The 22,292-nt window shown below is 66.7% G+C and carries 14 protein-coding genes and 2 tRNA genes; 10 read left to right on the top strand and 6 right to left on the bottom strand.

Annotated features, from left to right (window positions below; genetic code table 11):
• Positions 1-18: 18 nt before the first annotated feature.
• The 5 genes from IHV25_RS03885 (at position 19) to IHV25_RS03905 (ending at position 6,845) form a co-directional block, all read left to right on the top strand.
• Positions 19-3,075 (top strand): helicase-related protein, encoded by a 3,057-nt coding sequence (locus tag IHV25_RS03885; RefSeq protein ID WP_192533799.1) that lies wholly within the window; start codon positions 19-21, stop codon positions 3,073-3,075.
• Between the two features lie 1,059 nt (positions 3,076-4,134).
• Positions 4,135-4,548, top strand: coding sequence for a Ros/MucR family transcriptional regulator (locus IHV25_RS03890; protein ID WP_192533800.1), 414 nt, complete (start codon positions 4,135-4,137; stop codon positions 4,546-4,548).
• A 192-nt stretch (positions 4,549-4,740) separates the two neighbouring features.
• Complete coding sequence (locus IHV25_RS03895) at positions 4,741-5,166, top strand: Fur family transcriptional regulator (protein WP_192533801.1); 426 nt, start codon at positions 4,741-4,743, stop codon at positions 5,164-5,166.
• Positions 5,167-5,193: 27 nt separating this feature from the next.
• Positions 5,194-5,970 (top strand): GNAT family N-acetyltransferase, encoded by a 777-nt coding sequence (locus IHV25_RS03900; RefSeq protein WP_338048582.1) that lies wholly within the window; start codon positions 5,194-5,196, stop codon positions 5,968-5,970.
• A 44-nt stretch (positions 5,971-6,014) separates the two neighbouring features.
• Complete coding sequence (locus tag IHV25_RS03905) at positions 6,015-6,845, top strand: 1-acyl-sn-glycerol-3-phosphate acyltransferase (RefSeq protein ID WP_192533802.1); 831 nt, start codon at positions 6,015-6,017, stop codon at positions 6,843-6,845.
• A 524-nt stretch (positions 6,846-7,369) separates the two neighbouring features.
• Here the strand turns inward: IHV25_RS03905 and IHV25_RS03910 are convergent.
• Positions 7,370-7,573: a DUF1192 domain-containing protein gene (locus tag IHV25_RS03910; protein ID WP_192533803.1), complete on the bottom strand. Its 204-nt coding sequence runs from the start codon at positions 7,571-7,573 to the stop codon at positions 7,370-7,372.
• A gap of 82 nt (positions 7,574-7,655) precedes the next feature.
• Here IHV25_RS03910 and IHV25_RS03915 point away from each other — a divergent pair, with 82 nt between their 5' ends.
• The 4 genes from IHV25_RS03915 (at position 7,656) to IHV25_RS03930 (ending at position 13,531) form a co-directional block, all read left to right on the top strand.
• Positions 7,656-8,678 carry an NAD(P)H-quinone oxidoreductase gene (locus IHV25_RS03915; protein ID WP_192533804.1) on the top strand — a complete coding sequence of 341 codons (1,023 nt, stop codon included), beginning with the start codon at positions 7,656-7,658 and terminating at the stop codon, positions 8,676-8,678.
• Between the two features lie 719 nt (positions 8,679-9,397).
• Entirely contained in the window at positions 9,398-12,859 is a 3,462-nt protein-coding gene (gene pyc / locus IHV25_RS03920; protein ID WP_192533805.1) for a pyruvate carboxylase, read from the top strand.
• Positions 12,860-13,081: 222 nt separating this feature from the next.
• Positions 13,082-13,288: a cold-shock protein gene (locus tag IHV25_RS03925; RefSeq protein ID WP_192533806.1), complete on the top strand. Its 207-nt coding sequence runs from the start codon at positions 13,082-13,084 to the stop codon at positions 13,286-13,288.
• A gap of 167 nt (positions 13,289-13,455) precedes the next feature.
• Positions 13,456-13,531, top strand: a tRNA-Glu gene (locus IHV25_RS03930).
• Positions 13,532-13,826: 295 nt separating this feature from the next.
• On the opposite strand, the gene IHV25_RS03935 is transcribed toward IHV25_RS03930, so the two are convergent.
• The 5 genes from IHV25_RS03935 to bioF all read right to left on the bottom strand — a co-directional run bounded on the left by IHV25_RS03935 (position 13,827) and on the right by bioF (position 18,531).
• Positions 13,827-14,867, bottom strand: coding sequence for a PH domain-containing protein (locus tag IHV25_RS03935; protein WP_192533807.1), 1,041 nt, complete (start codon positions 14,865-14,867; stop codon positions 13,827-13,829).
• Between the two features lie 523 nt (positions 14,868-15,390).
• Positions 15,391-15,482: transfer RNA gene (locus IHV25_RS03940), tRNA-Ser, on the bottom strand.
• 210 nt (positions 15,483-15,692) lie between these two features.
• The gene (bioC, locus tag IHV25_RS03945) at positions 15,693-16,508 is read right to left on the bottom strand and encodes a malonyl-ACP O-methyltransferase BioC (protein WP_197974945.1); all 816 of its coding nucleotides are present in this window, start codon (positions 16,506-16,508) and stop codon (positions 15,693-15,695) included.
• On the bottom strand, positions 16,505-17,158 hold the full coding sequence (locus IHV25_RS03950) for an alpha/beta fold hydrolase (RefSeq protein ID WP_192533808.1): 654 nt from the start codon (positions 17,156-17,158) through the stop codon (positions 16,505-16,507). The genes bioC and IHV25_RS03950 overlap by 4 nt, the downstream gene beginning before the upstream one ends.
• Before the next feature lie 209 nt (positions 17,159-17,367).
• Positions 17,368-18,531, bottom strand: coding sequence for an 8-amino-7-oxononanoate synthase (gene bioF, locus IHV25_RS03955; protein ID WP_192533809.1), 1,164 nt, complete (start codon positions 18,529-18,531; stop codon positions 17,368-17,370).
• Between the two features lie 226 nt (positions 18,532-18,757).
• Here bioF and dnaE point away from each other — a divergent pair, with 226 nt between their 5' ends.
• The gene (gene dnaE, locus IHV25_RS03960) at positions 18,758-22,288 is read left to right on the top strand and encodes a DNA polymerase III subunit alpha (RefSeq protein ID WP_192533810.1); all 3,531 of its coding nucleotides are present in this window, start codon (positions 18,758-18,760) and stop codon (positions 22,286-22,288) included.
• The last annotated feature ends 4 nt before the right edge of the window (positions 22,289-22,292 follow it).

A 22,292-nucleotide genomic window follows, 5' to 3' on the forward strand; every position in this document is an offset into this window, starting at 1 on the left:
GTTCAGGGGCTTCCCGGCATGGTGTCGCGCGTCTGCGCCGTTCTTGGTCCGACCAACACAGGTAAAACCTATCTTGCCATGGAGCGGATGCTGGCTCATGCCTCGGGTATGATCGGCTTTCCGCTCCGTTTGCTTGCCCGGGAGAACTATGACCGGGCCGTGCGCCTTGTGGGCGCCGGGGCCGTTGCCCTGATCACCGGCGAGGAGAAGATCCTCCCCCCCAGAGCCCGCTACTTCGTGTGCACCGTCGAGAGCATGCCCGTGAACCGGAGCGTGGAGTTCCTCGCCATCGACGAGATCCAGCTGTGCGGCGATCCCGAGCGGGGCCACATCTTCACCGACCGGCTGCTCAACGCCCGGGGCACCGGGGAAACCATGTTCCTGGGCGCCGAGAGCATGGCGGGCCTGATCCGCCGCCTGGTTCCGGGCTGCACCTTTGACACCCGGACCCGGTTCTCCCGCCTGTCCTATACCGGGGCCAACCGCGTGACACGCCTTCCGCGCCGCTCGGCGGTGGTGGCGTTCTCCGCCGACGAGGTCTATGCGCTTGCCGAGATGTTCCGCCGCCAGAGCGGGGGCGCCGCCGTCGTCATGGGGGCCCTGTCCCCCCGGACCCGCAACGCCCAGGTGGAGCTCTACCAGTCGGGCCAGGTGGACTACCTGGTGGCCACGGACGCCATCGGCATGGGCCTGAACATGGACATCGACCATGTGGCCTTCGGGGCCCTGGAAAAATTCGACGGCACCGATGTCCGGTCCCTGACCGCCCAGGAGGTCGCCCAGATCGCCGGGCGCGCCGGGCGCTACCGCAAGGACGGCACCTTCGGGACCACCGCCGGGGCCCGCCCCATCCCCGAGGATGTGATCGAGCGGGTGGAGAGCCACACCTTTGCTCCCCAGCAGCGGATTTTCTGGCGGAACAGCGTTCTGGATTTTCGTTCTGTCGAGTCGCTTCTGAAGTCCCTGAACCGGCCCCCGCCCGAGCCCGGCCTTGTGCGGGCTCCCACCGCCGGGGATCAGGCGGCCCTTGAACTGCTTTCGGGCGATTCGGAGATTGCGGCGCGCGCGTCGTCGCCGTCCTCGGTCGCCCTTTTGTGGGATGTCTGTCGCATTCCGGACTTCCGGAGACTGCGCAGCCAGTCCCATACCCGCCTGCAGATGCAGGTTTTTACCGGTCTTTCGGCACCCGGTGGGCGTCTCGACGACGATTTTGTCGCCGGGCGTGTGCGCAGGGTTGACCGAACCGATGGTGACATCCACACTCTCGTAGACCGCATTGCCGCCATTCGCGTCTGGACGTATATTGCGCACCAGAGTGGATGGCTGAAGGACTCCGCCCACTGGCAGGGACTGACGCGCTCAATCGAAGACCGGCTCTCGGACGCCCTGCACGAGCGCCTGACCCAGAGGTTTGTGGACCGGTGCATGTCCGTGCTCATGCGCCGCCTGAAGGAATGTACAATGCCTGATGTCGAAATCCTGGCCGCCGACGGACGGGTCCTGGTCGAGAAAGACGAGTTCGGTCGACTCGAGGGACTCGCGTTTCGTTCGCCGGCGCCGACCGGTTCTCCGGAAAAAGACCAGATGCTCCTGACCGCGGCGCGACCTGCGCTGGAGGCCGAGATCCAGCGGCGTCTCGGGCGTCTTCTGGGAGATGACGATGCCGTCTTCTCCCTGGACGCGAACGGCCGCATTCTCTGGCGCGGTGATGAGGTGGGCCACCTGGGCAAGGGGCCCACGCCTCTGGAGCCGGTTCTCGTCGCCGACGACAACCCGTTCCTGGGCGAGCCCGGGCAGCAGAAGCTCCTGGAGCATCTCAATGCCTGGTTCGAGCGCCAGTTTGCCTCGCGCCTCGAGCCGCTTGCGGAGATGCGCAAGGCCGACCTCTCGGGTGTGGCCCGCGGGCTGGTCTACCAGATCCTCGAGAACCTGGGCACCTTGCTGCGGGGCCAGGGCGAGGACCAGGTTGACCAGATGGTCCGTGCGCTGACCGAGGAGGACCGCCGGGCCCTGGGGCGCCTTCGCGTCCGGCTTGGCGTCGGCTGCCTGTTTGTGCCGGGGCTTCTGAAGCCTACGGCCCAGTCCCTTCTGGCGACCCTGTGGCGGATCCACAACGGAAACCCGGGGGGCGCCCTTCCGCCGGACGGGCGCGTGTCCTTCGTCGCCGCCCCGGATGTTCCGGAGAGCTTTTACCTTGCCATGGGCTACCGGCTCATGGGGACCAAGGCCATTCGCGTTGACATGCTCGAGCGCTTTGCCGCCGACGTGCGCCGCCTGATCCGCGAGACCAACGAGGCCCGCAAGGCGGACGCCGCCGCGCCGGCCACGGATGGGGTGTCTGCGGACGCAGCCGCCGGGGAGGGGGCTGCGGTCCCGGCCTCCGCTGAGGCGTCCGAGGCCACCCCGGACTCCGGTGATGGCGCGGGCGCGGTGCCCCAGGAACCCGCCGGCCCGTCCGGGGATGCGGATGCGGTTCCGCTGGCTGCGGAGGGGCCGGACGGCTCGGCCGACGCCGCCCGTGCCGACGCGCCCGAGGCTGCGGCTCCGACCGCGGAAGGTGCCGAAGGTACCGCTGAGGGTACGGAAGGTGCCGCTGAGGGTGCGGACGCGCCCGTGCGGACCCCCGCGGTCCCCCGCCCGGGAGAGGTGGTTTTCTCCAAGGATATCCTTCCCCAGCTGGGCATCGATATCGAGGACGGCGAGATCGTCCTCCAGCTTCTGGGCTACCGGACGCGGATGGAGGACGGCTCCCTGTTTGTTCGGCCCAAGCGCCGTGGCGTCTCGAAAGACCGTCCCGAGCGCGGGAACCGCCGGCGCGGTCCGCAGGCGGACGCCCAGGGCGAGCGCGGTGATGCCCGTCCCCGCAAGGAGGGCGACGCGGGCCGTCCCCGGCGGGACCGGGACGAGGGCCGCAAAGGTCCGGGCGACGGTCGCAAGCGGGGCAAGCCCGGAGCGCACGACGGTGCCAGGGCCGGGCGCAAGCCGTCCAGCTTCTCCAGCGCACCGGCTCCGCGTGAGCGCGAGCCGGATCCGGACAGCCCCTTCGCTGTCCTCGGCGCCCTTCTGAAGCGCTAGGATCACGCATCAGACGTGAGACATCGGGTGGCCCTGACAGCTGTGCAGGGCCACTTTTTTTCGGGCTGTGTGCGGCGGCTGCCCTGTTCCAGGAAGGGGGCGTTGGCCGGGTCCGGTGCCCGGGCTGTTGCGCGGTTCTCTCTTTTGTGGGGCGTTTCCCGGTGTCCGCGCCATACCGGTGACGCGCGGGGGCGTTCCCGCTGCTCCGTTCCGGGCCCACCTGCACCTGCACAGGCGGGCTCTGTTGCGTCCCGGGGTAAGGGCGGGTCTCGTTTCGTCCCGGTCTCCCGGCCTCCTGATCCCGCCCGGCTGTGTGTCCGGACACGCCCCGTCCCCGTGCACCTTCGCCGCGGGAGCGTTCTGCCGCTTTGTGACCCTCCCCGCAGGTCGCCGTCCCCGCAGGTCGCCGTTCCCGGACGGGGCGGGCGGGAGGGGGGGGGCGGGGTGTGGGCTCGGGGACTGCGGGCGCGGTGGCACCTCCGCCAGCGGCTTCGGTATCAGGGGGGGGCGGACCGCACGCCCTCGGTCCGGATCGCCGCCGGAGTCGCGGATGGTCCGTCCCGTGACTCCCGCTTTGGGGGAGGGGGCGCGTTTCGTTTGGATGCGGACCGGGCGCAGCATTGGGCGCGCGGGGCTTTGCCGCCCGACTTCTTTTCAGTGCCCATGACACTTTTTTTATGGCGTTATTGTCATGCCCGAAGCACTCGCTGTAAGCGAGTTACCGCGGGGTGCACAGTCGGACCGATATTCGTTGGTAGGGAGAATCGCGCGGGAACAGGCCTTTGGGTGGCCCCGGTCAAGACAAAGGACGGTATTTCGCAGCCCGTGTTTGTGATTTTGAACGGAAAAACGGTTAACGGGAAGCGGTGCACATTGGAAGTAATTTTAATTCCTGTCCATGCCACTCGGATTTGTGTTCAAGATTTTGTCATCCCGGTTGCTTCGGAATGCTGTCCTCGCGGAGCAAAAAGGGAGTTTTTTTGGTCTTTACGGTTTTCAAAAAAGTGAAGTATACTTATACTCGAAATGCCAGGCTCCTTTTTCAATGAAGGTGAGTTTATGTCCAATCCCATGCCGCAAAAAGATCTGATTCAGTGCACGGCTCAAATTGTCGCCTCCTATGTCGGCAATAATACGGTGGCTGTATCCGAGCTTCCTGATCTCGTCGTGTCTGTCCACAGGTCTCTGGTGGCGCTGTCCAGTCCGCCCGTTGAGGTTGAGGAACGTCCCCAGCCGGCCGTTCCCATCCGCAAGTCGGTGACCCCGGACTACATCATCTGTCTTGAGGACGGCAAAAAGCTCAAGATGCTGAAGCGTCACCTGAAGACGGCCTACAACATGACGCCGGAAGAGTATCGCGAGCGCTGGGGTCTGTCGCCGGATTACCCGATGGTGGCCCCGAACTACGCCGTCCGACGCTCCGAGCTGGCGAAGAAGATCGGTCTCGGGACTCGCACGACCCGCCAGGGCTAGACTCCCGCGGGACCGACGCGTTCCGGGCTGTGATGCGGGGCCCCCGTGGCCCCGCGGAGCCGTTTCCCGCCCCCGAGTGACGGGCGGAGGCCAGGTGGCCGGGGGGCTGAATGACCTCTTTGCCTTTCGGGCCGGAATGCGGGTATGCTTGCGGCCCGGTGCTGCATCATTTTTTAGGAAGAGATCCCCCGCATGATAACGAACATCGAAAAGCGGTGCCTTGATCAGGGCATCAAGATGACTGAACAGCGAAGGGTGATCGCGCGGGTTTTTGCAGAAGCCAAGGATCACCCCGATGTGGAGGAGGTCTACCGTCGCGCCTCGCTCCTTGATGACCGCATCTCCATCGCCACCGTGTACCGCACCGTCCGCCTCTTCGAGGAGGCCGGCGTGCTGGAGCGGCATGACTTCCGGGACGGGCGTGCGCGCTACGAGAAAATATCCGATGAGGGCCAGCACGATCACCTGATTGACGTGAAAACCGGCAAGATCATCGAGTTCCAGAGTGACGAGATCGATCGTATCCGGAAGGAAATCGCCGAGAAGATGGGCTTCCGTCTTATTGGGCATACCCTTGCCCTGTATGGCGTTCCGCTCGCGTCGAAAGAGTCGGAGTAAGTCGGCTCCCTCTCGTTCCGGGAAGTGATGATGGACAATCTGGGCGTTCTTCCAGCGGGTTCGCTTGGGGTGGGGCTTGCGAATACGGACGCCGAACTGCAGGCGGTCCAGTCCCTGCGCTATCAGGTCTTCTACGAGGAGATGGGGGCAACCCCGACCGCGGAGATGGCCCTGCGCGGGCAGGATTTCGATGTTTTCGATCCGGTTGCCGATCATCTCCTTGTGCTGGACTATGATCTCGATCCACCCCACGGGCGGGTCGTCGGGTGCTACCGCATGCTCCGGCGCGAGCCGATGGAGCGAATCGGCCGCTTCTACAGCGCGTCCGAGTACGACATCACGCCGGTCCTGGATTTTTCCGGAAATATCATGGAGTTGGGGCGGTCCTGTGTCGCCCCGACCCACCGGAACCGGGCGACCATGCAGATGCTCTGGCGCGGACTGGCGGCCTATGTGCGCCGCCACGACGTGTCGCTTCTGTTCGGGTGCGCCAGCCTGTACGGCACGGACCCGTCGGTTCTGGCGCCCCAGCTGTCCTACCTGTACCACCGTCACCTGGCGCCGGGCGCGCTTCGGGTGCGCGCCCTTCCCGAGCTGTACCAGCCCATGGATCTCCTTCCCCCCGAGGCCATTGACACCCGCGGCGTGGTGGTCTCCCTGCCGCCGCTCATCAAGGGCTACCTGAACGTGGGCGGGTTCTTCGGGGACGGGGCCGTCATCGACCGGCAGTTCAACACAACAGATGTCTTCGTTATTGTTGCGCTGGACCGTCTCGAGGAAAAATACCGCAGGCATTTCTTCTGATATTGCCCACGTTTGTGTCCGCACAGCTTCAGGAGAGTGTGCCTGTGTCCCATGCCTTCCCCGCCCTTCTTCGCCTTGTCTGCCTTACGGTGTGGAGCCTCCTCATTGTGGGGCCCTATGCCCTGTCCCGGACCGTGGGCTGGGGCTACCGCCGCCTGGGGGTGTTCCACTGGTGGGTCTGCTCCCGGATTCTGGGGCTGGACATCCGCAGATACGGAGCGGTGTCGGCCAACCAGCCCCTTCTGGTGGTGTCCAACCACGTGTCCTATCTGGATATCTTCATTCTCGGGCTGTGCATTCCGGGCGGCGTGTTCGTGGCCAAGGCGGAGGTCGCCGGGTGGCCGGGGCTCGGGCTGCTCGCGAAGTCGGCCCGGACGATCTTCATCGACCGGCGTCGCTCGGCCACGGGGCAGGCGGCCCGGGATATCCGCAGGCGCTTTGTCCAGGGGGATCCGCTTGTGCTGTTCCCCGAGGGGACAAGCGATGACGGGAACCGGGTGTATCCCTTTAAGAGTGCCCTTTTTTCCGTTGCGGACACCCCGGTGGTCCTTCCCGGAAACGACACGGCCTCCGAGCCCTGGGTCCAGCCGGTGACCCTGGCCTACACCCGGGTGGACGGACTTCCCATGGGGCGGTGCCTTCGCCCGCTTTTTGCCTGGTACGGGGATATGGACCTGGCGCCCCACGCCTGGACGGTCCTGGGCTTCGGGCGTCTCGGGGTGGATGTGATCTTTCACCCGCCGGTCCGCCCGGCGGACTTCGCCTCCCGCAAGGCGCTGTCGGGGTACTGTCAGGCGCAGATTTCGGGCGGGCTGTCCCGGGCCCTGTCCGGGCGGCTGGAGGACGAGGCTCCGGCTGCGGCTTCGGGGCGGTAACGGTCGCCGCCGGAGGGCTTGCCCCGGCCAGAAAGAGGGGTGTGCGGGCGACAAGACGGGGACGGGCATCAGGAGGGTGCCCCGGAGTTATCGGGCTGCGGTTTGGCGTTGCCAGAGGGCGGCCCCGGAACTGTCTCAGAGGAGACTGCCCCGGCAGGGGAACCTTCTGCCTGTGCCCCGGTGCTGGCGGTGCGGACCGGGTCGGACCTGCCCGCTGTCGGGCGTGCGGGCACTCGCTCCGCCGGGTCCGCTCCGGTGCAGTCCCGTCCTGTGTTCCCGCCGGTGCAGCCCGTTTTTCCTGCCCGCCCGTGGGGTGTTCCCCGTGATCGCGATCCTGCCGGTGCTGCCCTGTTATGGGGTCCAGTCGGGCGCAATCCTGTGGTGTATCCCGCCCTTCTGTGTCGTCCCCTCGGGGGGGCCGTCCGGTGGTTTTCGCCCGCCTCGCCCACCTGCGGGGTGCGGGGCGCGGTCCGGCGCCGGGTGGCTTGTCGGGGAGGGGGCCCGCCTGCGGGCGCCCCGGGGGATCAGCCCCCGCCGGTTTCCCGGGCCTTCCGGAACAGCTCCTCGGCGGCGGACAGGTGCCCCGACCGCTTGCGGACCACCTCCCTCACACGGGATATTTCCTCCTCCAGATCTGCGAGGTAGGCCTCCATCTCACTTACGCTCATGTCATCCAGAACCCTGGGAAGGAATCCGGAAACGGGGACCGTTCTTTCCTCATCGTCCATAGCGGCCTTTTCTCCCTGTCGCGTATCTCCTAAACTCCGGCACTCTCGCTTATATCCGTTTTTACTCTCAGGAGTCCACCATATGCCACAATCCTCGAATAGCCCTCTGCCCCTTCCTGAAACCATGGCGTGCATCGAGATCGATGGCAAGGGCGGGCCGGAGGTTCTGAAGCCCGCCCGGCGCCCCGTTCCGGTCCCTGGCGAGGGCGAGGTGCTCATCCGGATCCGGGCTGCGGGCGTGAACGGCCCCGACCTTGTCCAGCGGCAGGGCTACTATCCGCCGCCTCCGGGAGCCTCGGACCTGCCGGGGCTCGAGGTCTCGGGAGTCATTGCCGCTCTCGGGCCCGGAGCCGGGGAGGGGCTGCGGGTCGGGATGCCGGTCTGCGCCCTTTTGACCGGGGGCGGGTACGCCGAGTACGCCACCGCGGACGGGGCGGTCTGCCTGCCGGTTCCGGGGGATCTGAGCTTTGCCGAGGCGGCCGCCCTTCCCGAGACCACCTTCACGGTCTGGCGCAACGTGTTCCAGATCGGGGACTTGCGCGAGGGCGACCGGTTCCTGGTCCACGGGGGCGCGAGCGGGATCGGCACCACGGCCATCCAGCTTGCGAAGGCCTTCGGTGCGACGGTCTACACCACGGCGGGCAGCCCCGAGAAGTGCGCCCTGTGCGAGCGCCTAGGGGCGGAGCGGGCCATCAACTACCGCGAGGAGGTCTACGAGGATGTGATCCGCGAGCTGGTCGGCAAGGCCGGGGTGGACGTGATCCTGGACATGGTCGGCGGTGACTACGTGGCCCGGGACATCTCCATCATGGCCGAGGGGGGTACCCGGGTGTCCATCGCCTTCAAGAAGGGCTCGAAGGTGAGTTTCGACATGATGCGCGTCATGCTCAAGCGGCTGACCCTGACGGGCTCCACGCTGCGGACCCAGCCCGTGGGCGTGAAGGCGGCCATTGCCTCGAAGCTGCGTCGCCACGTCTGGCCCCTGGTGGAGAGCGGGCGCTTCCGTCCCCACATCTACCGCGAGCTTCCCCTGGCCGAGGCGGCCGAGGCGCACCGGCTTATGGAGGCTTCCGAGCACTCGGGCAAGGTCGTCCTCGTGCTCTGACGGGCGGCTCTTCGGGGCCGTACCCCGCGGCTTGGCACGCCGGCGTGTTTCTTCCCCGCGCGCCGAGTTTCCGGTTGAACGGGCGTTTCCCGTGCGGTACAGATTTACCGGGGCGCTACCTTTGCGCACGTCGCAGTCTTCGGTTGCGCTGTGGGCCGACTGGCGCCCCATCGGCAGGGAGATGCTCCGGTTCCCCGTCCGGAGAAAAACCTGACGCCTCTGTTTCCGGAGGCAGCCAGGGGGTGGACCCCGGTCCGGCCTCTGTCTCCTCCGGAAACACCCTGTCCTCCCGAGAGGATCCGGATCCGGTGTCCTGCCGGTGTCCTGCCGGCGCCCGGCTGTTTCCCCAATCGGTCGGCAACCTGGGGAAAACATGACTTCCAATACGCTCTTATATCGTGTAATCCTGCACGGGCCGGTGACGCTTCGGTGACGTCCGGGCCCGTCATTTGAGCGGGAGTCGGAGGCTCCCCGGCCTCCCGTTCTGCCGGAGGCCCTCCAAGGAATGCAGTGTCCTGATTGACCCCAATGCGTGGGGGACATTGCCGGGCCTCTTTCGGCCCCTTGCCCGTTTCCGGCCGGGCAATTCCTTGCAATCGGGTTGATTTTCGATCACCTTTCGTCCCCAAAAGTCCGACATCTTCAGTCGGCGCAGAAACCGGGTGCCCTGTTTTTCGGGGCATCCGATCCAGGGATTTCAATAAGGGGAGAGGATGCGCATGTCCGCATTGCAGTCTCGCAAGATCAGAAAACTGCTCGTTGCCAACCGGGGCGAGATCGCCATTCGTATCTTTCGCGCAGCCAACGAGCTGGGCATCCGTACGGTGGCCCTTTACACAGAAGAGGACAAGCTCTCCCTTCACCGCTTCAAGGCTGACGAAAGTTATCTTGTGGGCAAGGGCATGGGGCCCGTCCGGGCCTACCTCTCCATCGAGGAGGTGATCCGGGTCGCCCGCGCCTGCGGTGCGGACGCCATTCACCCGGGCTACGGCTTCCTGTCCGAGAACCCGGACTTCGCCGAGGCCTGCGCCCGCGAGGGCATCTTGTTCGTCGGCCCGCCCCCGGACGTGATGCGGGTTCTGGGCAACAAGGTGTCCGCCCGGGACATGGCGGTGCGCGCCGGCGTTGCGGTGATGCCCGCGACCGGGCCCCTTTCCACGGACATGGCCGAGGTGCGCAAGCAGGCGAAGGCCATCGGCTATCCCCTGATGCTGAAGGCGTCCTGGGGCGGCGGCGGCCGTGGCATGCGGGTCATCCACAGCGAGAAGGATCTGGAGACCCAGGTGGACGCGGGCCGGCGCGAGGCGGAATCCGCCTTCGGAAACGGCGAGGTCTATCTCGAGAAGCTGGTCCAGCGGGCCCGTCACGTGGAGGTCCAGATCCTGGGCGACATCTACGGGACCATTGTGCACCTGTGGGAGCGGGACTGCTCGGTCCAGCGGCGCAACCAGAAGGTCGTGGAGCGGGCCCCCGCCCCGTACCTGAACGAGGAGCAGCGCCTGGCCCTGTGCGAGAGCGCCCTCAGCCTCGCGCGCGAGGCCAACTACGTCTGTGCCGGAACCGTCGAGTACCTGATGGACGTGGACACGGGCGCCTTCTACTTCATCGAGGTCAACCCGCGCATCCAGGTGGAGCACACCATCACCGAGGAGATCACGGGCATTGATATCGTCAAGGCCCAGATCCGGATCATCGAGGGCGGCCACATCGGCAACCCGGAGGAGACCGGTGTCCCGGCCCAGCCCCAGATCCACCACAACGGCCACGCCATCCAGTGCCGGATCACCACCGAGGATCCGGAGGAGAACTTCATCCCCGACTACGGCCGCATCAGCGCCTACCGGGGCGCTACCGGCTTCGGCATCCGTCTGGACGGGGGCACGGCCTACACGGATGCGGTCATCACCCGCTACTATGACAGCCTTCTCGAGAAGGTGACCGCCTGGGCGCCCACGCCCACCGAGGCAATCCACCGTCTGGACCGGGCCCTGCGCGAGTTCCGGATCCGGGGCGTGGCCACCAACCTCGCCTTCGTCGAGAACCTGATCAACCACCCGAAGTTCCTCGAGGCCTCGTACACCACCCGCTTTATCGACGAGACCCCGGAGCTGTTCCACTTCGAGAAGCGCCAGGACCGGGCGACCCGGCTTCTGGGCTTCATTGCCGACGTGACGGTGAACGGAAACCCCGAGGTCAAGGGCCGCGCCCTTCCCACCCCGGGCCTGCCGCCCCGGGTGCCCGAGCTGCTGCGCGACGAGGTGCCCGAGGGAACCCGCTCGCGCCTGCTGCGGGACGGGCCCGAGGCCTTTGCCCGCTGGATGCTGGGCCAGAAGCAGGCCCTGATCACGGACACCACCTTCCGCGACGCCCACCAGTCCCTTCTGGCCACCCGGCTGCGCACCTACGACATGCTGCAGATCGCCGAGGCCTACTCCCGGAACCTGCCCCAGCTGTTCTCGCTGGAGTGCTGGGGCGGCGCCACCTTCGACGTGGCCATGCGCTTCCTGCACGAGTGCCCGTGGGAGCGTCTGGTCAAGCTGCGCGAGCGCGTGCCCAACATCCTGTTCCAGATGCTGCTGCGCGGCGCCAACGGCGTGGGCTACACGGTCTACCCGGACAACGTGGTCAAGGGCTTCGTCTCCCGCGCCGCCGAGGCGGGCGTGGACGTGTTCCGGGTGTTCGACTCCCTGAACTGGGTGGAGAACATGCGCGTCTCCATGGACGCGGTCCTGGAAAGCGGCAAGCTGCTGGAGGCCACGATCTGCTACACGGGCGACCTGTTTGACTCGTCGCGGCCGAAGTACAATCTGGGCTACTACGTGAAGATGGCCAAGGAACTCCAGAAGGCGGGCACGCACATTCTGGGGATCAAGGACATGGCCGGTCTGGTGAAGCCCCGCGCGGCCTTCGAGCTGGTCCGGGCCCTGAAGGAGGAGACCGGGCTTCCGGTCCACTTCCACACCCACGACACCAGCGGCATCTCCGCCGCCTCGGTGCTGGAGGCCATCCGGGCCGGGGCCGACGCGGTGGACGCGGCCATGGACAGCTTCTCGGGGCTCACGTCCCAGCCGTGCATGGGCTCCATCGTCGAGGCCCTGCGGTTCTCGGACCGGGAGACGGGGATCGATCCCGTGGTCCTGCGCCAGATCAGCGACTACTGGGAGGCCGTGCGCCGCCAGTACAACGGCTTCGAGAGCGACATGAAGGCCGGCGCGTCCGAGGTCTATCTCCACGAGATGCCCGGCGGCCAGTTCACCAACCTCAAGGAGCAGGCCCGCTCCATGGGGCTGGAGGAGCGCTGGCACGAGGTGGCCCGGTCCTACTCGGATGTGAACCGCATGTTCGGCGATATCGTGAAGGTGACCCCCAGCTCGAAGGTGGTGGGGGACCTGGCGCTCTATATGGTGGGTGCGGGCCTGACGCCGGAGGACGTTACGGATCCGGCCCGGGACATCAGCTTCCCCGAGAGCGTCGTGCAGCTGATGCGCGGCGAGCTGGGGCGCCCGCCCGAGGGCTTCCCCCAGGCGCTCCAGGCCAAGGTGCTGCGCGGCGAGAAGCCCATGGAGGGCCGTCCGGGTGCTCTGGTTCCCCCGGCTGACCTGAAGGCCCGCCGCAAGGAGGCTGAGGACAAGGCCGGGCGGCCGATCTCGGACCTCGAGTTTGAGTCCTATTTGATGTATCCGAAGGTCTTCATTGACTACGTCAAGACCCAGAAGACCAATGGCCCTGTGTCTACCCTTCCGACCCCGGTGTTCTTCTATGGTATGAAGCCGGGGCAGGAGATCAGCGTCGAGCTCGAGACCGGAAAGACCATCGTGGTGTCCTGTCTCGGAGTCGGCGAGGTCGACGAGGAAGGTCAGGTGCGCGTGTTCTTCGAGCTCAACGGCCAGATGCGCACCGTGCGTGTGCCGGACCGCTCCAGCGGGGTTGTCCAGCAGACTCGGGAGAAGGCCGATCCCACCAATCCCTGCCACGTTGCGGCACCCATGCCGGGCCTTGTGGCCAGCGTTGGCGTGCAGGCGGGCCAGACTGTCCATTCCGGACAGACACTTATGGTCATCGAGGCAATGAAAATGGAAACGGCCCTGGCCGCAGACCGGGACGGCGTGATCGAGCGCGTCGCGGTCACTCCGGGCACAGCGGTCGAGGCCAAGGACTTGCTTGTGATCTACAAGGCCTGAAGCCGGTCCGGACGGGCAGCCGACCCGGCGTACAGGGAAATGTGCCTTGCGAGGACGTTTTCCTTGCGCCGGGGGCGATAATCAGTCATGCTTACGCATCGATTTTCGCATAGGCTTACCGCGGCTGCCTAACTGGCCGGCTTCTGGTCTGACCATTGACGAAGAATTGATCGTTTGGGGCATGTTGCCTCTTACGAACGCCAGATCAGGAGACTACCCAACATGGCGATCGGTACTGTGAAGTGGTTCAATGTCACCAAGGGCTACGGCTTCATCGAGCCCGAGGACGGATCCAACGACGTGTTCGTGCACATCACTGCTGTCCAGCAGGCTGGCATGGACGCCCTGCGTGAGGGCCAGAAGGTGTCGTTCGAGCTCGAGCGCGGCCGCACCGGCAAGATGGCGGCTTCGGAGCTGAAGCCCCTCTAAGAAAAGCGCTTTCCCTGAAAAAACAGCTTGCACTCACCAGCAAGGTTGTTTAGAAAGCGGGCATCGACGGCGCCCCCGGGCGCTGACAAAAGCGGCGGCGAAGGCCACAGCCTTCGCCGTTCGTTCGAGAGCCACAGGCAGGCCTCCGGGTCGGCAGGTGAACATGCGTCCCCATCGTCTAGAGGCCTAGGACATCAGCCTTTCACGCTGAAGACACGGGTTCGATTCCCGTTGGGGACGCCATTTTCTTTCCTGACAGTCTGACATTCCAAAGCGCGCGCTCCTTTTGTTCCGAAGCGGGACCGGGGCAGGGCGCTTTTTGTTATTCCCGCGTCCGGGTGTGACCGCGGAAGCCGGCGGGCTGCCCTTCGGCTTTGCCCGGGGCCCGTTCGCCTCCATCTCCCCGGAGGCCGGGGCCGGGCGGGGCGCCAGCCGGCTCCGTGGCTGATGCGGTGTTGCAGCGCTCGGATGCTCTTCCGACAGAGCGCCCCGGGGAGGGGCTGTCGCCCCCTCGGGTAGCGCGGCGCCGGGCTGCGGCTCAGCGCTCCCCGGGCGTGACGGTCAGCAAAAGCTGCCCTTTGGACCCCGAGCCACAGGTAACCGCTGCTACCCCTTCAAAAACCGTAAAGGGCTTACCCTCCTTGCATGCGCTCTCACACGCTGCGAGCCAATGCCTGGCAGGTTCGAGAACCTCGGGAAAAAGGCTTCCGGCGATAAGAGCCATGTCTGCCAGAGCATCCCGGTCACAGCTCGTTGCTGTGTAGGAGAGGCTTTCAATCCGTCTGTCCCGCTCGGACCAGTGAAGCTCACACTCCCGCTCTCCCGTGCACGAATAGCGGAAAACATCGGCCCCGTCCGTGGTCAGGGCTTCTGCAGGAGCAGTGGCCTCGTATCCGAGAGCCCTGGCGGCATCCCAAAGGCCGCGATCCCCCGGGATCCGGATAGTCCTCGCAGGTTCCGTTGCTGCTTGAACGGCTCCACCCCTCACTCTCTGGTCGGTGGAGGGTGCCTTGGCCCCATTCTCGTTGTCACCGATCAGCCACACCCCGAGCAAAGTGGCCAGAAGAGCCATGCCCAGACAGCCGAGACCCGCCCGGCCGGGCTTCTTTATGGCTTCGGACGACCGAGTTTTCGGCGGGGCTGCAGAGAGCTTCTCGCGTGGCGTCGGATGGACAGAGTCGTCCGGGGTGATGTCAGGAGCCGGCTCGAGACCGCTCATGGCGGTGTGGATGCCGCGCACAAACCTGGGCACGACAGCCTTGTCAACGTGCGTGATTTTTGCCTGTCCAACGGAAATTTCCCCCAGCAGCAGACCGGTTTTTTGCTGGATGGATTCAATGCGAGTGTAGGGAAACTCTTCCATCGTGGAGCGCCCCAACAGTCCCTTGCTGGCAAAAATCAGGCGTCGATCCGTGGCAGCCAGGAGACCCTTTCCATCGCTGTAAAGACCGGTTACAGCGCCGTAAAACCTTTCGCCCTCGACCAGCAGACCGGCAATCAGGGCCAGAGCCGGCTCTTTGGCGATGCGACGCTCGCCGATGACGGCCTCGGCTGCCAGGTCCTCCCGGGTGCGCTCCATAGGTCATCCCTCCATTCGTGTCGCCTCAAGGGGCGAAGAGCCGAGTTCGCGGAAACGAAACTGCTCCTGGAGAGTAACATAGCCACCCGGCGCGCCAGAACCTTGCCTTCGCTCACCCCATGGGAGGACGGGATTTTCAGCGCAGGCGCCCTGCTGCGCCCCGAGGGCAGCGCCGTGGTGAACACGGCCATTCCTGGTGGCTGCCTGGGCCGGAATCCGGAGATCGGGACGTCCGGGGGGGAAACCGGCTTGCATCCCTGCGCACCCGGACCCGGGAGGCCGTTTCTGTCTTCCCCCTTCAGATCGGCTGCAGGACAACAAGAACAAGGTTGGCGTCAACTGTGTCGACCGGAGTGTCACCGATTACGGGGAATGCCTTCAGTTGCGCAGTGCCAATCTTTTTTGCCCCACGCCCAATACGAATGGCCCGGGACTTCCCGGCACAGGTTTATGCCAAGGATTGGCTATTTTCTGCGGGTTGTCAATTTTCTGGGACGGGGGGAAACACCCCCGAAAGGGGGCGTGGCGGAGCGGGAGGGATTCGAACCCTCGATGCCGGTTTCCCAGCATGACGGTTTAGCAAACCGTTGGTTTCAGCCACTCACCCACCGCTCCGCAGGTCTCGGGCTGGCTGCGCCCGCTTCGGTCAAATGCGGGTTCAAGCCCGCCTCGCGCGAAGTGGCCCTGAAGTAACAGATGGCAGACACGAGGTCAATATTCTTTCCTGCCCTGTGCGATGTTTTGTTTGCAGCAACGGGTTGCCTGCCTTGGGCCGGCGGGAGGCCGCGCCGGCTGCATCCCTTTTGCACGGATCCGGCTCAGGCCTCAGGCCGGCTTTTCCAGCCCGACGTACAGGACGCGGTAGGTGAGGGGGAGACCCTCCAGCGTGCGCAGCGGCTCGAAGGCCCGGGCAAGGGCGGCGATCCGGGCCGGGGCCGTCAGCCCCGGGCGGCGTCCGGTGTTGAGGTTGCGTGCACCGATTCCCTTGACGCTGCGCATCAGGGCGAGCACATCCGGGAAGGTCTCGATCCGGGTTTCCTCGCGCCAGGCCGTGATGCGGAACCCGGCGTTCTCCGCAAGGCTCCGGTAGTCGCCTCCGGTGCGAAAGCGGTTCACGTGCACATGACTGTCCACCTGCCGCCAGCCCTCCTCAAGCTGCCAGAGGGTGCCCGCCAGCAGGGTCGAGAACACAAACCGGCCACCGGGACGCAGGACGCGGTGCGCCTCGCGCAGGACCGAGGCCGGATCCTCGCACCACTGGATGGCCAGGCTGGAATACAGAAGGTCGGCAACCCGGGGCGCGAAGGGCAGGGCCTCCATGTCCCCGGTCACATAGAACGCGCCCGGTGCCCGGCTGGCGGCGTGGCGGGCCATGCCCTGGGCCAGGTCCAGCCCGAAGGCGCGGGCGCCGGGGTGGAGGTCCATCAGCAGGGCGGTGCGCGCGCCGGTTCCGCAGCCCAGATCGATCAGAACCTCAGGGGCCCGGGAGCAACCGGTCTCCAGCAGGTCCAGAAGCGCTGCCCCCACAACGGTTTGCAGCCCAGCCCGGGCATCGTAGGCCGGCGAGGCCTGGGAAAACGAGCGGGCCACCCGCAGCTTGTCGCGCAGGCGCCCTGTCGGGAGATCAGGGGGCGGGGTCACGGCGCTGTGTGCTCCCGAATGAAGGCGGCCACCCGCCGCGCCACCGCGGCAGGATCCTCGAGCGCGAAGGCGTGGGAGCCCCCGTCGATCATCTCCACGGTGGCTTCGGGCACGAGCACCGCCAGATCCCGGGCCACAGACGCGGGGACCAGGGCGTCCGCCGAGCCGTACAGGTGCAACTGGGGCCCGCGGTACGCCACCAGGTCCTGGCGGGCGTCCTGGGTGCCCAGCAGCGCAAGACGCGCCTGGCAGGCGGCACGATCCGGGCGGGTTTCCCCCAGGCTCCGGGCCAGCGCCCGTCCTCCCGGGCCGCCTTTCGTGCACAGGGCATGGAAACGGCTCAGGGTGAGGTCCGGGTTGGTCCGGAAGCCCTCGCAGAAGGCGTTGAAGGTGTCCACCGGCATGGCGGCGGTCCAGTCCGTGCTGGCGGTGAACCGGGGGTTGGAGCCCAGGGTGACCAGTCCGGGGCAGGCCGCCCCCCGGCGCGCGGCCAGGTGTGCGGCGGCCTGTCCGCCCTGGGACCAGCCCACAAGCCAGGCGCCGGGCGCCACGCGGGCGGCGGTTTCGTCGGATACCGGCGCGCCGGAGAGGTGGTCCGGATGGGGCCCCTCGTGCAGGTCATGGACGCGGATTTCGGCGCCGGGAAGCACGTCCTCCAGGGCGCGGGCGAGTGGGTCTAGCGTGCAGGCGCACAGGGCCCAGCCCGGGAAGAGGGCGATGGCCGTCGGGGTGTTTGTTTTCGGGGCGCTTGCTGTCGGGCGGGGCGCTGTCGGGCGTGGCGCCGTCGGGGCCGCGGACCCGGGGCCCTCCGGTGCGCGGGCGACGGGTGCGGGAGCCCCGTTTTGGATGGCGGGGGCGCTCACAGGATCCCCCGGTCTTTGGCCGCCTTCAGGGCGCAGAGCAGGCGGGCCAGATCATCGTGGGTATGGGCCGCGCTGAAGGTGATGCGCAGGCGCGCGGTCCCCCTGGGCACGGTGGGCGGGCGGATGGCCCGCACAAGCAGGCCCTGGTCTTCCAGGAAGGCGGATGCGGCCACGGCCCGGTCATTGTCCCCCAGAAGAACCGGCTGGATGGGCGTCTGGCTGTCCATCAGCCCCAGGCCCATGCCGGCGGCTTCCGTCCGGAACGTGGAGATGAGGGCGCTCAGGTGGGCGCGTTCGGTGTCCGCGGTCTCCAGAAGCTCGAGCGCCTTCAGGGTTGCGCAGGCCAGGGCCGGCGGCGTGCTGGTGGTATAGATATAGGAGTGGGCGAACTGGATCAGGGTCTCGATGACCTCCTCGCTTCCGGCGACAAAGGCGCCGCTGGTGCCGAAACTCTTGCCCAGGGTGCCCACCAGGACCGGGACGTCGTCGCTGTCCAGGCCCAGGTGCCCGACCGAGCCGGTGCCCCGCTCGCCGAGCACTCCGAAGCCGTGGGCGTCGTCCACCACCAGGAGACCGCCGTGTGCCCGGGTGAGGGCAGCGATCTCCGGCAGGCGTGCCAGGTCGCCGTCCATGCTGAAGACGCCGTCGGTGACCACAAGGGGGGCGTCTCCGGCTCGGCCCAGGTGGGTTTCCAGGCTGCCCGGGTCGTTGTGGAGGTAGCGCACCATGCGGGTGCCGCTCAGCAGGCCGCCGTCCAGAAGGGACGCATGGTTCAGGCGGTCCTGGAGGACCGAGGTGGCCATGCCCCCGAAGACCGAGAGGACCGCCACGTTGGCCGCATAGCCCGAGCCGAACAGAAGGGCCCGCGGCCGTCCGGTAAACCGGGCCAGGGCCGTTTCCAGCTCGTGGTGGGGCGTGAAGTGCCCGTTCACCAGGTGCGAGGCCCCGCCTCCGGTTCCCCAGCGGCGGAGTCCGTCCATGAAGGCGTCGGCGATCTCGGGCCGGGCCGCAAGTCCCAGATAGTCGTTCGAGCAGAAGGCCAGAAGCGACCGGCCCCTGACGGTGATGTTCACAGTCTGGGGAGTTTCGAGGGTGAGACGGTGCCGGTAGAGCCCCTGGCTTCGGAGCGTCTCCAGACGCCGGGCCAGTTCAAAGGTCATGGGCGCGCTTCCTGTCGGCCGCAGCCCGAAAGGGGCGCGGGGGGACGATACGGGTACGGACGGAAGATATACGACAGGACACACCCGGACGCGAGACCCAACTTGAGGCTTACACTCGCCGTCCGGGCGTGGCATGCTCGCGTGCTGATCCGGATCCGATCCCGATCTGATTTGACCGGACCCGACCTGACCCCACCTGACCCCACGTTCGCATCACAGGGCTGTCATGACCGCTACCCCCTCTCCGGCGGAGGAAACGCCGCAGCTTCCCGCTGTCCAGGTTCCCGAAGGGAGCTTCGTGCACCTGCGCGTTCACACGGCGCTCTCCCTGTCCGAGGGCGCCATCGGCATCCGCCAGCTTGCGGACGCGTGCCGCGCGGACGGCATGCCCGCCGTCGCCATCACGGACACAGGCAACCTGTTCGGGGCTCTGGAGTTCTCCATTGCGGCCCAGGACCGGGGCGTCCAGCCCGTTGTGGGGATCCAGCTTGCGGTGCGCAACGAGGACACCCGCGAATCCGGCTTCGGCGCCTCGCGGGAGGTGCGTGATCCCGACCCGGACACCCTGGTGCTTCTGGCCCAGAACGAGACGGGGCTCGGGAACCTGACGCGCCTGTCCTCGAAGGCGTTTCTCGAGTCCGCGCGCACCGAGCTTCCCCAGGTCCGGCTGGCGGACATCGAGGCTCTGAGCGAGGGGCTGATTTTGATGACGGGGGGCGTTCGCGGTCCGCTGGGGCGCCTTCTTCTGGCCGGGCGCTTTGATGAGGCCGAGGCCCATCTCCTGCGCCTGAAAGAGGTGTTCGGCGACCGCCTGTATGTGGAGATCCAGCGCCACGACACGGACGAGGAAAACCGGATCGAGCCCCGGCTCATTGATCTGGCCTACGCCCACGACCTGCCCCTGGTGGCCACCAACGACGCGTTTTTCCTCAAGCGCCAGCAGTTCGAGGCCCACGACGTCCTCATCTGCCTGTCCCAGAAGACGGTCCTCGACGACCCGGACCGGCGCTGCCTGACGCCGGAGCACTATCTGAAGAGCGCCGCCGAGATGCGGGCCCTGTTCGCCGACCTCCCCGAGGCCTGTGACAACACCCTGGTGATTGCGCGGCGCTGTGCGGTGCGTTCGCCCAAGCGCAAGCCCATCCTGCCCCACGGTCCGGGCGCGGGGGAGGGCATGTCCGAGGGCGACGCGCTTCGGAAGCTGGCCCGGGACGGGCTGGACCGGCGCCTGGAGACCGAGGTCTACACACCCGACATGGATGAGGCCGCGCGCTCCGAGGTCGCCGCCCCCTACCGGGAGCGTCTGGACTTCGAGATCGACGTGATTATCCGCATGGGGTTCCCGGGATACTTCCTGATCGTTGCGGACTTCATCCAGTGGGCCAAGGGCAAGGGCATCCCCGTGGGGCCCGGGCGCGGGTCCGGCGCGGGCTCGGTTGTGGCCTGGGCGCTGACCATCACGAACCTGAACCCGCTGCGCTACGCCCTTCTGTTCGAGCGCTTCCTGAACCCCGAGCGGGTCTCCATGCCCGACTTCGATATCGACTTCTGTCAGGAGCGCCGGGGCGAGGTCATCGCCTACGTCCAGGAGCGCTACGGCACGGACCGGGTGGCCCAGATCATCACCTTCGGAAAGCTCCAGGCGCGGGCGGTCCTGCGCTCGGTCGGCCGGGTGATGCAGATGCCCCTGGGCAAGGTCAACGCCATCTGCAAGCTGGTCCCGGCGCCTCCGGGCAAGACCGTCATGCTGGCCGACGCCATCCGGGAGGAGGAGCGCCTGCGCGCCCTGCGTGACGAGGATCCGGAGGTCGCCAAGCTGCTGGAAATCGGCCAGGAGCTCGAGGGACTCTACTCCCACGCCTCCACCCACGCCGCCGGTGTGGTGATCGGCGACCGGCCCCTGGTGGATCTGGTGCCCCTGTACCGAGACCCCAACTCGGACATGCCCGTCACCCAGTTCAACATGAAGTGGGTCGAGCAGGCCGGTCTGGTGAAGTTCGACTTCCTGGGCCTGAAAACCCTGTCCGTCGTGGCCACCGCCGCCTCGCTTCTGAAGCGCCGCGGGATCGAGGTGGACCCGGACACCATTCCTTTGGACGACCGCCCGGCCTACGAACTGATGAGCCGGGGCGAGACCGCCGGTGTGTTCCAGCTGGAAAGTACGGGCATGCGCGATGTGCTGAAGGGCCTCAAGCCCGACACCATCGAGGACATCGTGGCTATTGTGGCGCTCTACCGCCCGGGGCCGATGGAGAACATCCCCAGCTACATCCGGCGCAAGAACGGTGAGGAGGAGGTGATCTACATGCACCCCTCCCTGGAGCCGATCTTGAAAGAAACCTACGGCATCATGATCTACCAGGAGCAGGTCATGCAGGCCGCCCAGATCATGGCCGGTTACTCCCTTGGGGGCGCCGACCTTCTGCGCCGCGCCATGGGCAAGAAGATCAAGGCCGAGATGGACGAGCAGCGCGCCCTGTTCGTCACCGGGGCCACCGCCCGGGGCACCTCCCAGAGCAAGGCCAACGAGGTCTTCGACCAGATGGCCAAGTTCGCCGAGTACGGTTTCAACAAGTCCCACGCCGCCGCCTACGCCATCGTGGCCTACCAGACCGCCTACCTGAAGGCCAACTACCCGGTGGAGTTCATGGCCGCCACCATGACCTTCGACCTGAACAACACGGACCGCCTGGCCGCCTCGAAGATGGAGCTCAAGCGCCTGGGCATCGAGGTTCTGGGCCCGGATGTGAACCGCTCCGAGGCCACCTTCTGCCCGGAGGACGGGGCCGTGCGCTACGCGCTCGGGGCCATCAAGAACGTGGGCCTTGCGGCCATGAGGGATCTGGTGGCCGAGCGGCAGGAGAACGGGCCCTTCCGCTCGCTGGAGGACTTCGTCCACCGCATGGACCTGAAGGCCGTCAACAAGCGCATGCTCGAAAACCTGATCAAGGCCGGGGCGCTGGACTCCCTGCATCCGGACCGCCGCTCCCTTCTGGACGGGGTTGAGCTTCTCATGCGCCACGCCCAGCTTGCGGGGGAGACCCGGTCGTCCTCCCAGTCCAGCCTGTTCGGCGATGGCGAGGACAGTCTGCCGCCCCTGAACCTGCCCAAGGCCCGCCCCTGGTCCGAGATGGAGCGCCTCTCCCACGAGCGCGACGCCATCGGGTTCTATCTCTCGGCCCACCCGCTGGACATCTACGCGGACTCCCTCGAGCGTCTCGAGGTCATTCCGCTGGCCTACCTGGCCGGACACGTGCGCAGCGGCGGGTCGTCCGCCCGGGTGCCGGTGGCGGTGGTCCCCGGCGCCAAGAAGGAGCGCATTTCCGAAAAGAGCAAAAGCCGCTATGCTTTTGTCGAGATTTCCGACGCCACCGCCATGCTCGAGACCATGGTGTTTTCCGAGCAGCTGGCGGCCTCCCGGGAGCTTCTGGAAAGCGGCCAGCCCCTGTTCATGACCGTCTCGGTCCGCATGGACAGCGATGAGATCCGGCTCTCGGCCTCCCATATCGAGCCTTTGGACAACGCCATCGCCAAGGCGGTCCAGAGGGTCCGCATCACGCTTGGCCCCGAGATTTCGGTCGGGGAGCTGCGGGAGGTTCTGGAGCGCGACGGTCGCGGAAAACGCCAGATCACCCTGTGCCTCACCCGGGAGGAGCGGGACGTGGATATCCGGCTGAAATCCGGCTACGCGGTGCGCGGCGAGACCATCTCCCGCCTGCGCACCCTGCCGGGAATTCTGGCGGTGCGCGAGGTCTAGCCGT

Origin of the sequence: Phaeovibrio sulfidiphilus, from assembly GCF_014861485.1 — a bacterium.
Classification (GTDB): domain Bacteria; phylum Pseudomonadota; class Alphaproteobacteria; order Rhodospirillales; family Rhodospirillaceae; genus Phaeovibrio; species Phaeovibrio sulfidiphilus.

Bases quoted from the DNA above. Each gene is read 5' to 3' on its own strand.
- bioF (WP_192533809.1), bottom strand. From the start codon at position 18,531: ATGACCTTTGAACTGGCCCGGCGTCTGGAGACGCTCCGAAGCCAGGGG.
- IHV25_RS03885 (WP_192533799.1), top strand. From the start codon at position 19: ATGGTGTCGCGCGTCTGCGCCGTTCTTGGTCCGACCAACACAGGTAAA.
- pyc (WP_192533805.1), top strand. From the start codon at position 9,398: ATGTCCGCATTGCAGTCTCGCAAGATCAGAAAACTGCTCGTTGCCAAC.
- IHV25_RS03900 (WP_338048582.1), top strand. From the start codon at position 5,194: ATGATGGACAATCTGGGCGTTCTTCCAGCGGGTTCGCTTGGGGTGGGG.
- IHV25_RS03935 (WP_192533807.1), bottom strand. From the start codon at position 14,867: ATGGAGCGCACCCGGGAGGACCTGGCAGCCGAGGCCGTCATCGGCGAG.
- IHV25_RS03925 (WP_192533806.1), top strand. From the start codon at position 13,082: ATGGCGATCGGTACTGTGAAGTGGTTCAATGTCACCAAGGGCTACGGC.
- dnaE (WP_192533810.1), top strand. From the start codon at position 18,758: ATGACCGCTACCCCCTCTCCGGCGGAGGAAACGCCGCAGCTTCCCGCT.
- IHV25_RS03910 (WP_192533803.1), bottom strand. From the start codon at position 7,573: ATGGACGATGAGGAAAGAACGGTCCCCGTTTCCGGATTCCTTCCCAGG.
- IHV25_RS03890 (WP_192533800.1), top strand. From the start codon at position 4,135: ATGTCCAATCCCATGCCGCAAAAAGATCTGATTCAGTGCACGGCTCAA.
- IHV25_RS03915 (WP_192533804.1), top strand. From the start codon at position 7,656: ATGCCACAATCCTCGAATAGCCCTCTGCCCCTTCCTGAAACCATGGCG.
- IHV25_RS03895 (WP_192533801.1), top strand. From the start codon at position 4,741: ATGATAACGAACATCGAAAAGCGGTGCCTTGATCAGGGCATCAAGATG.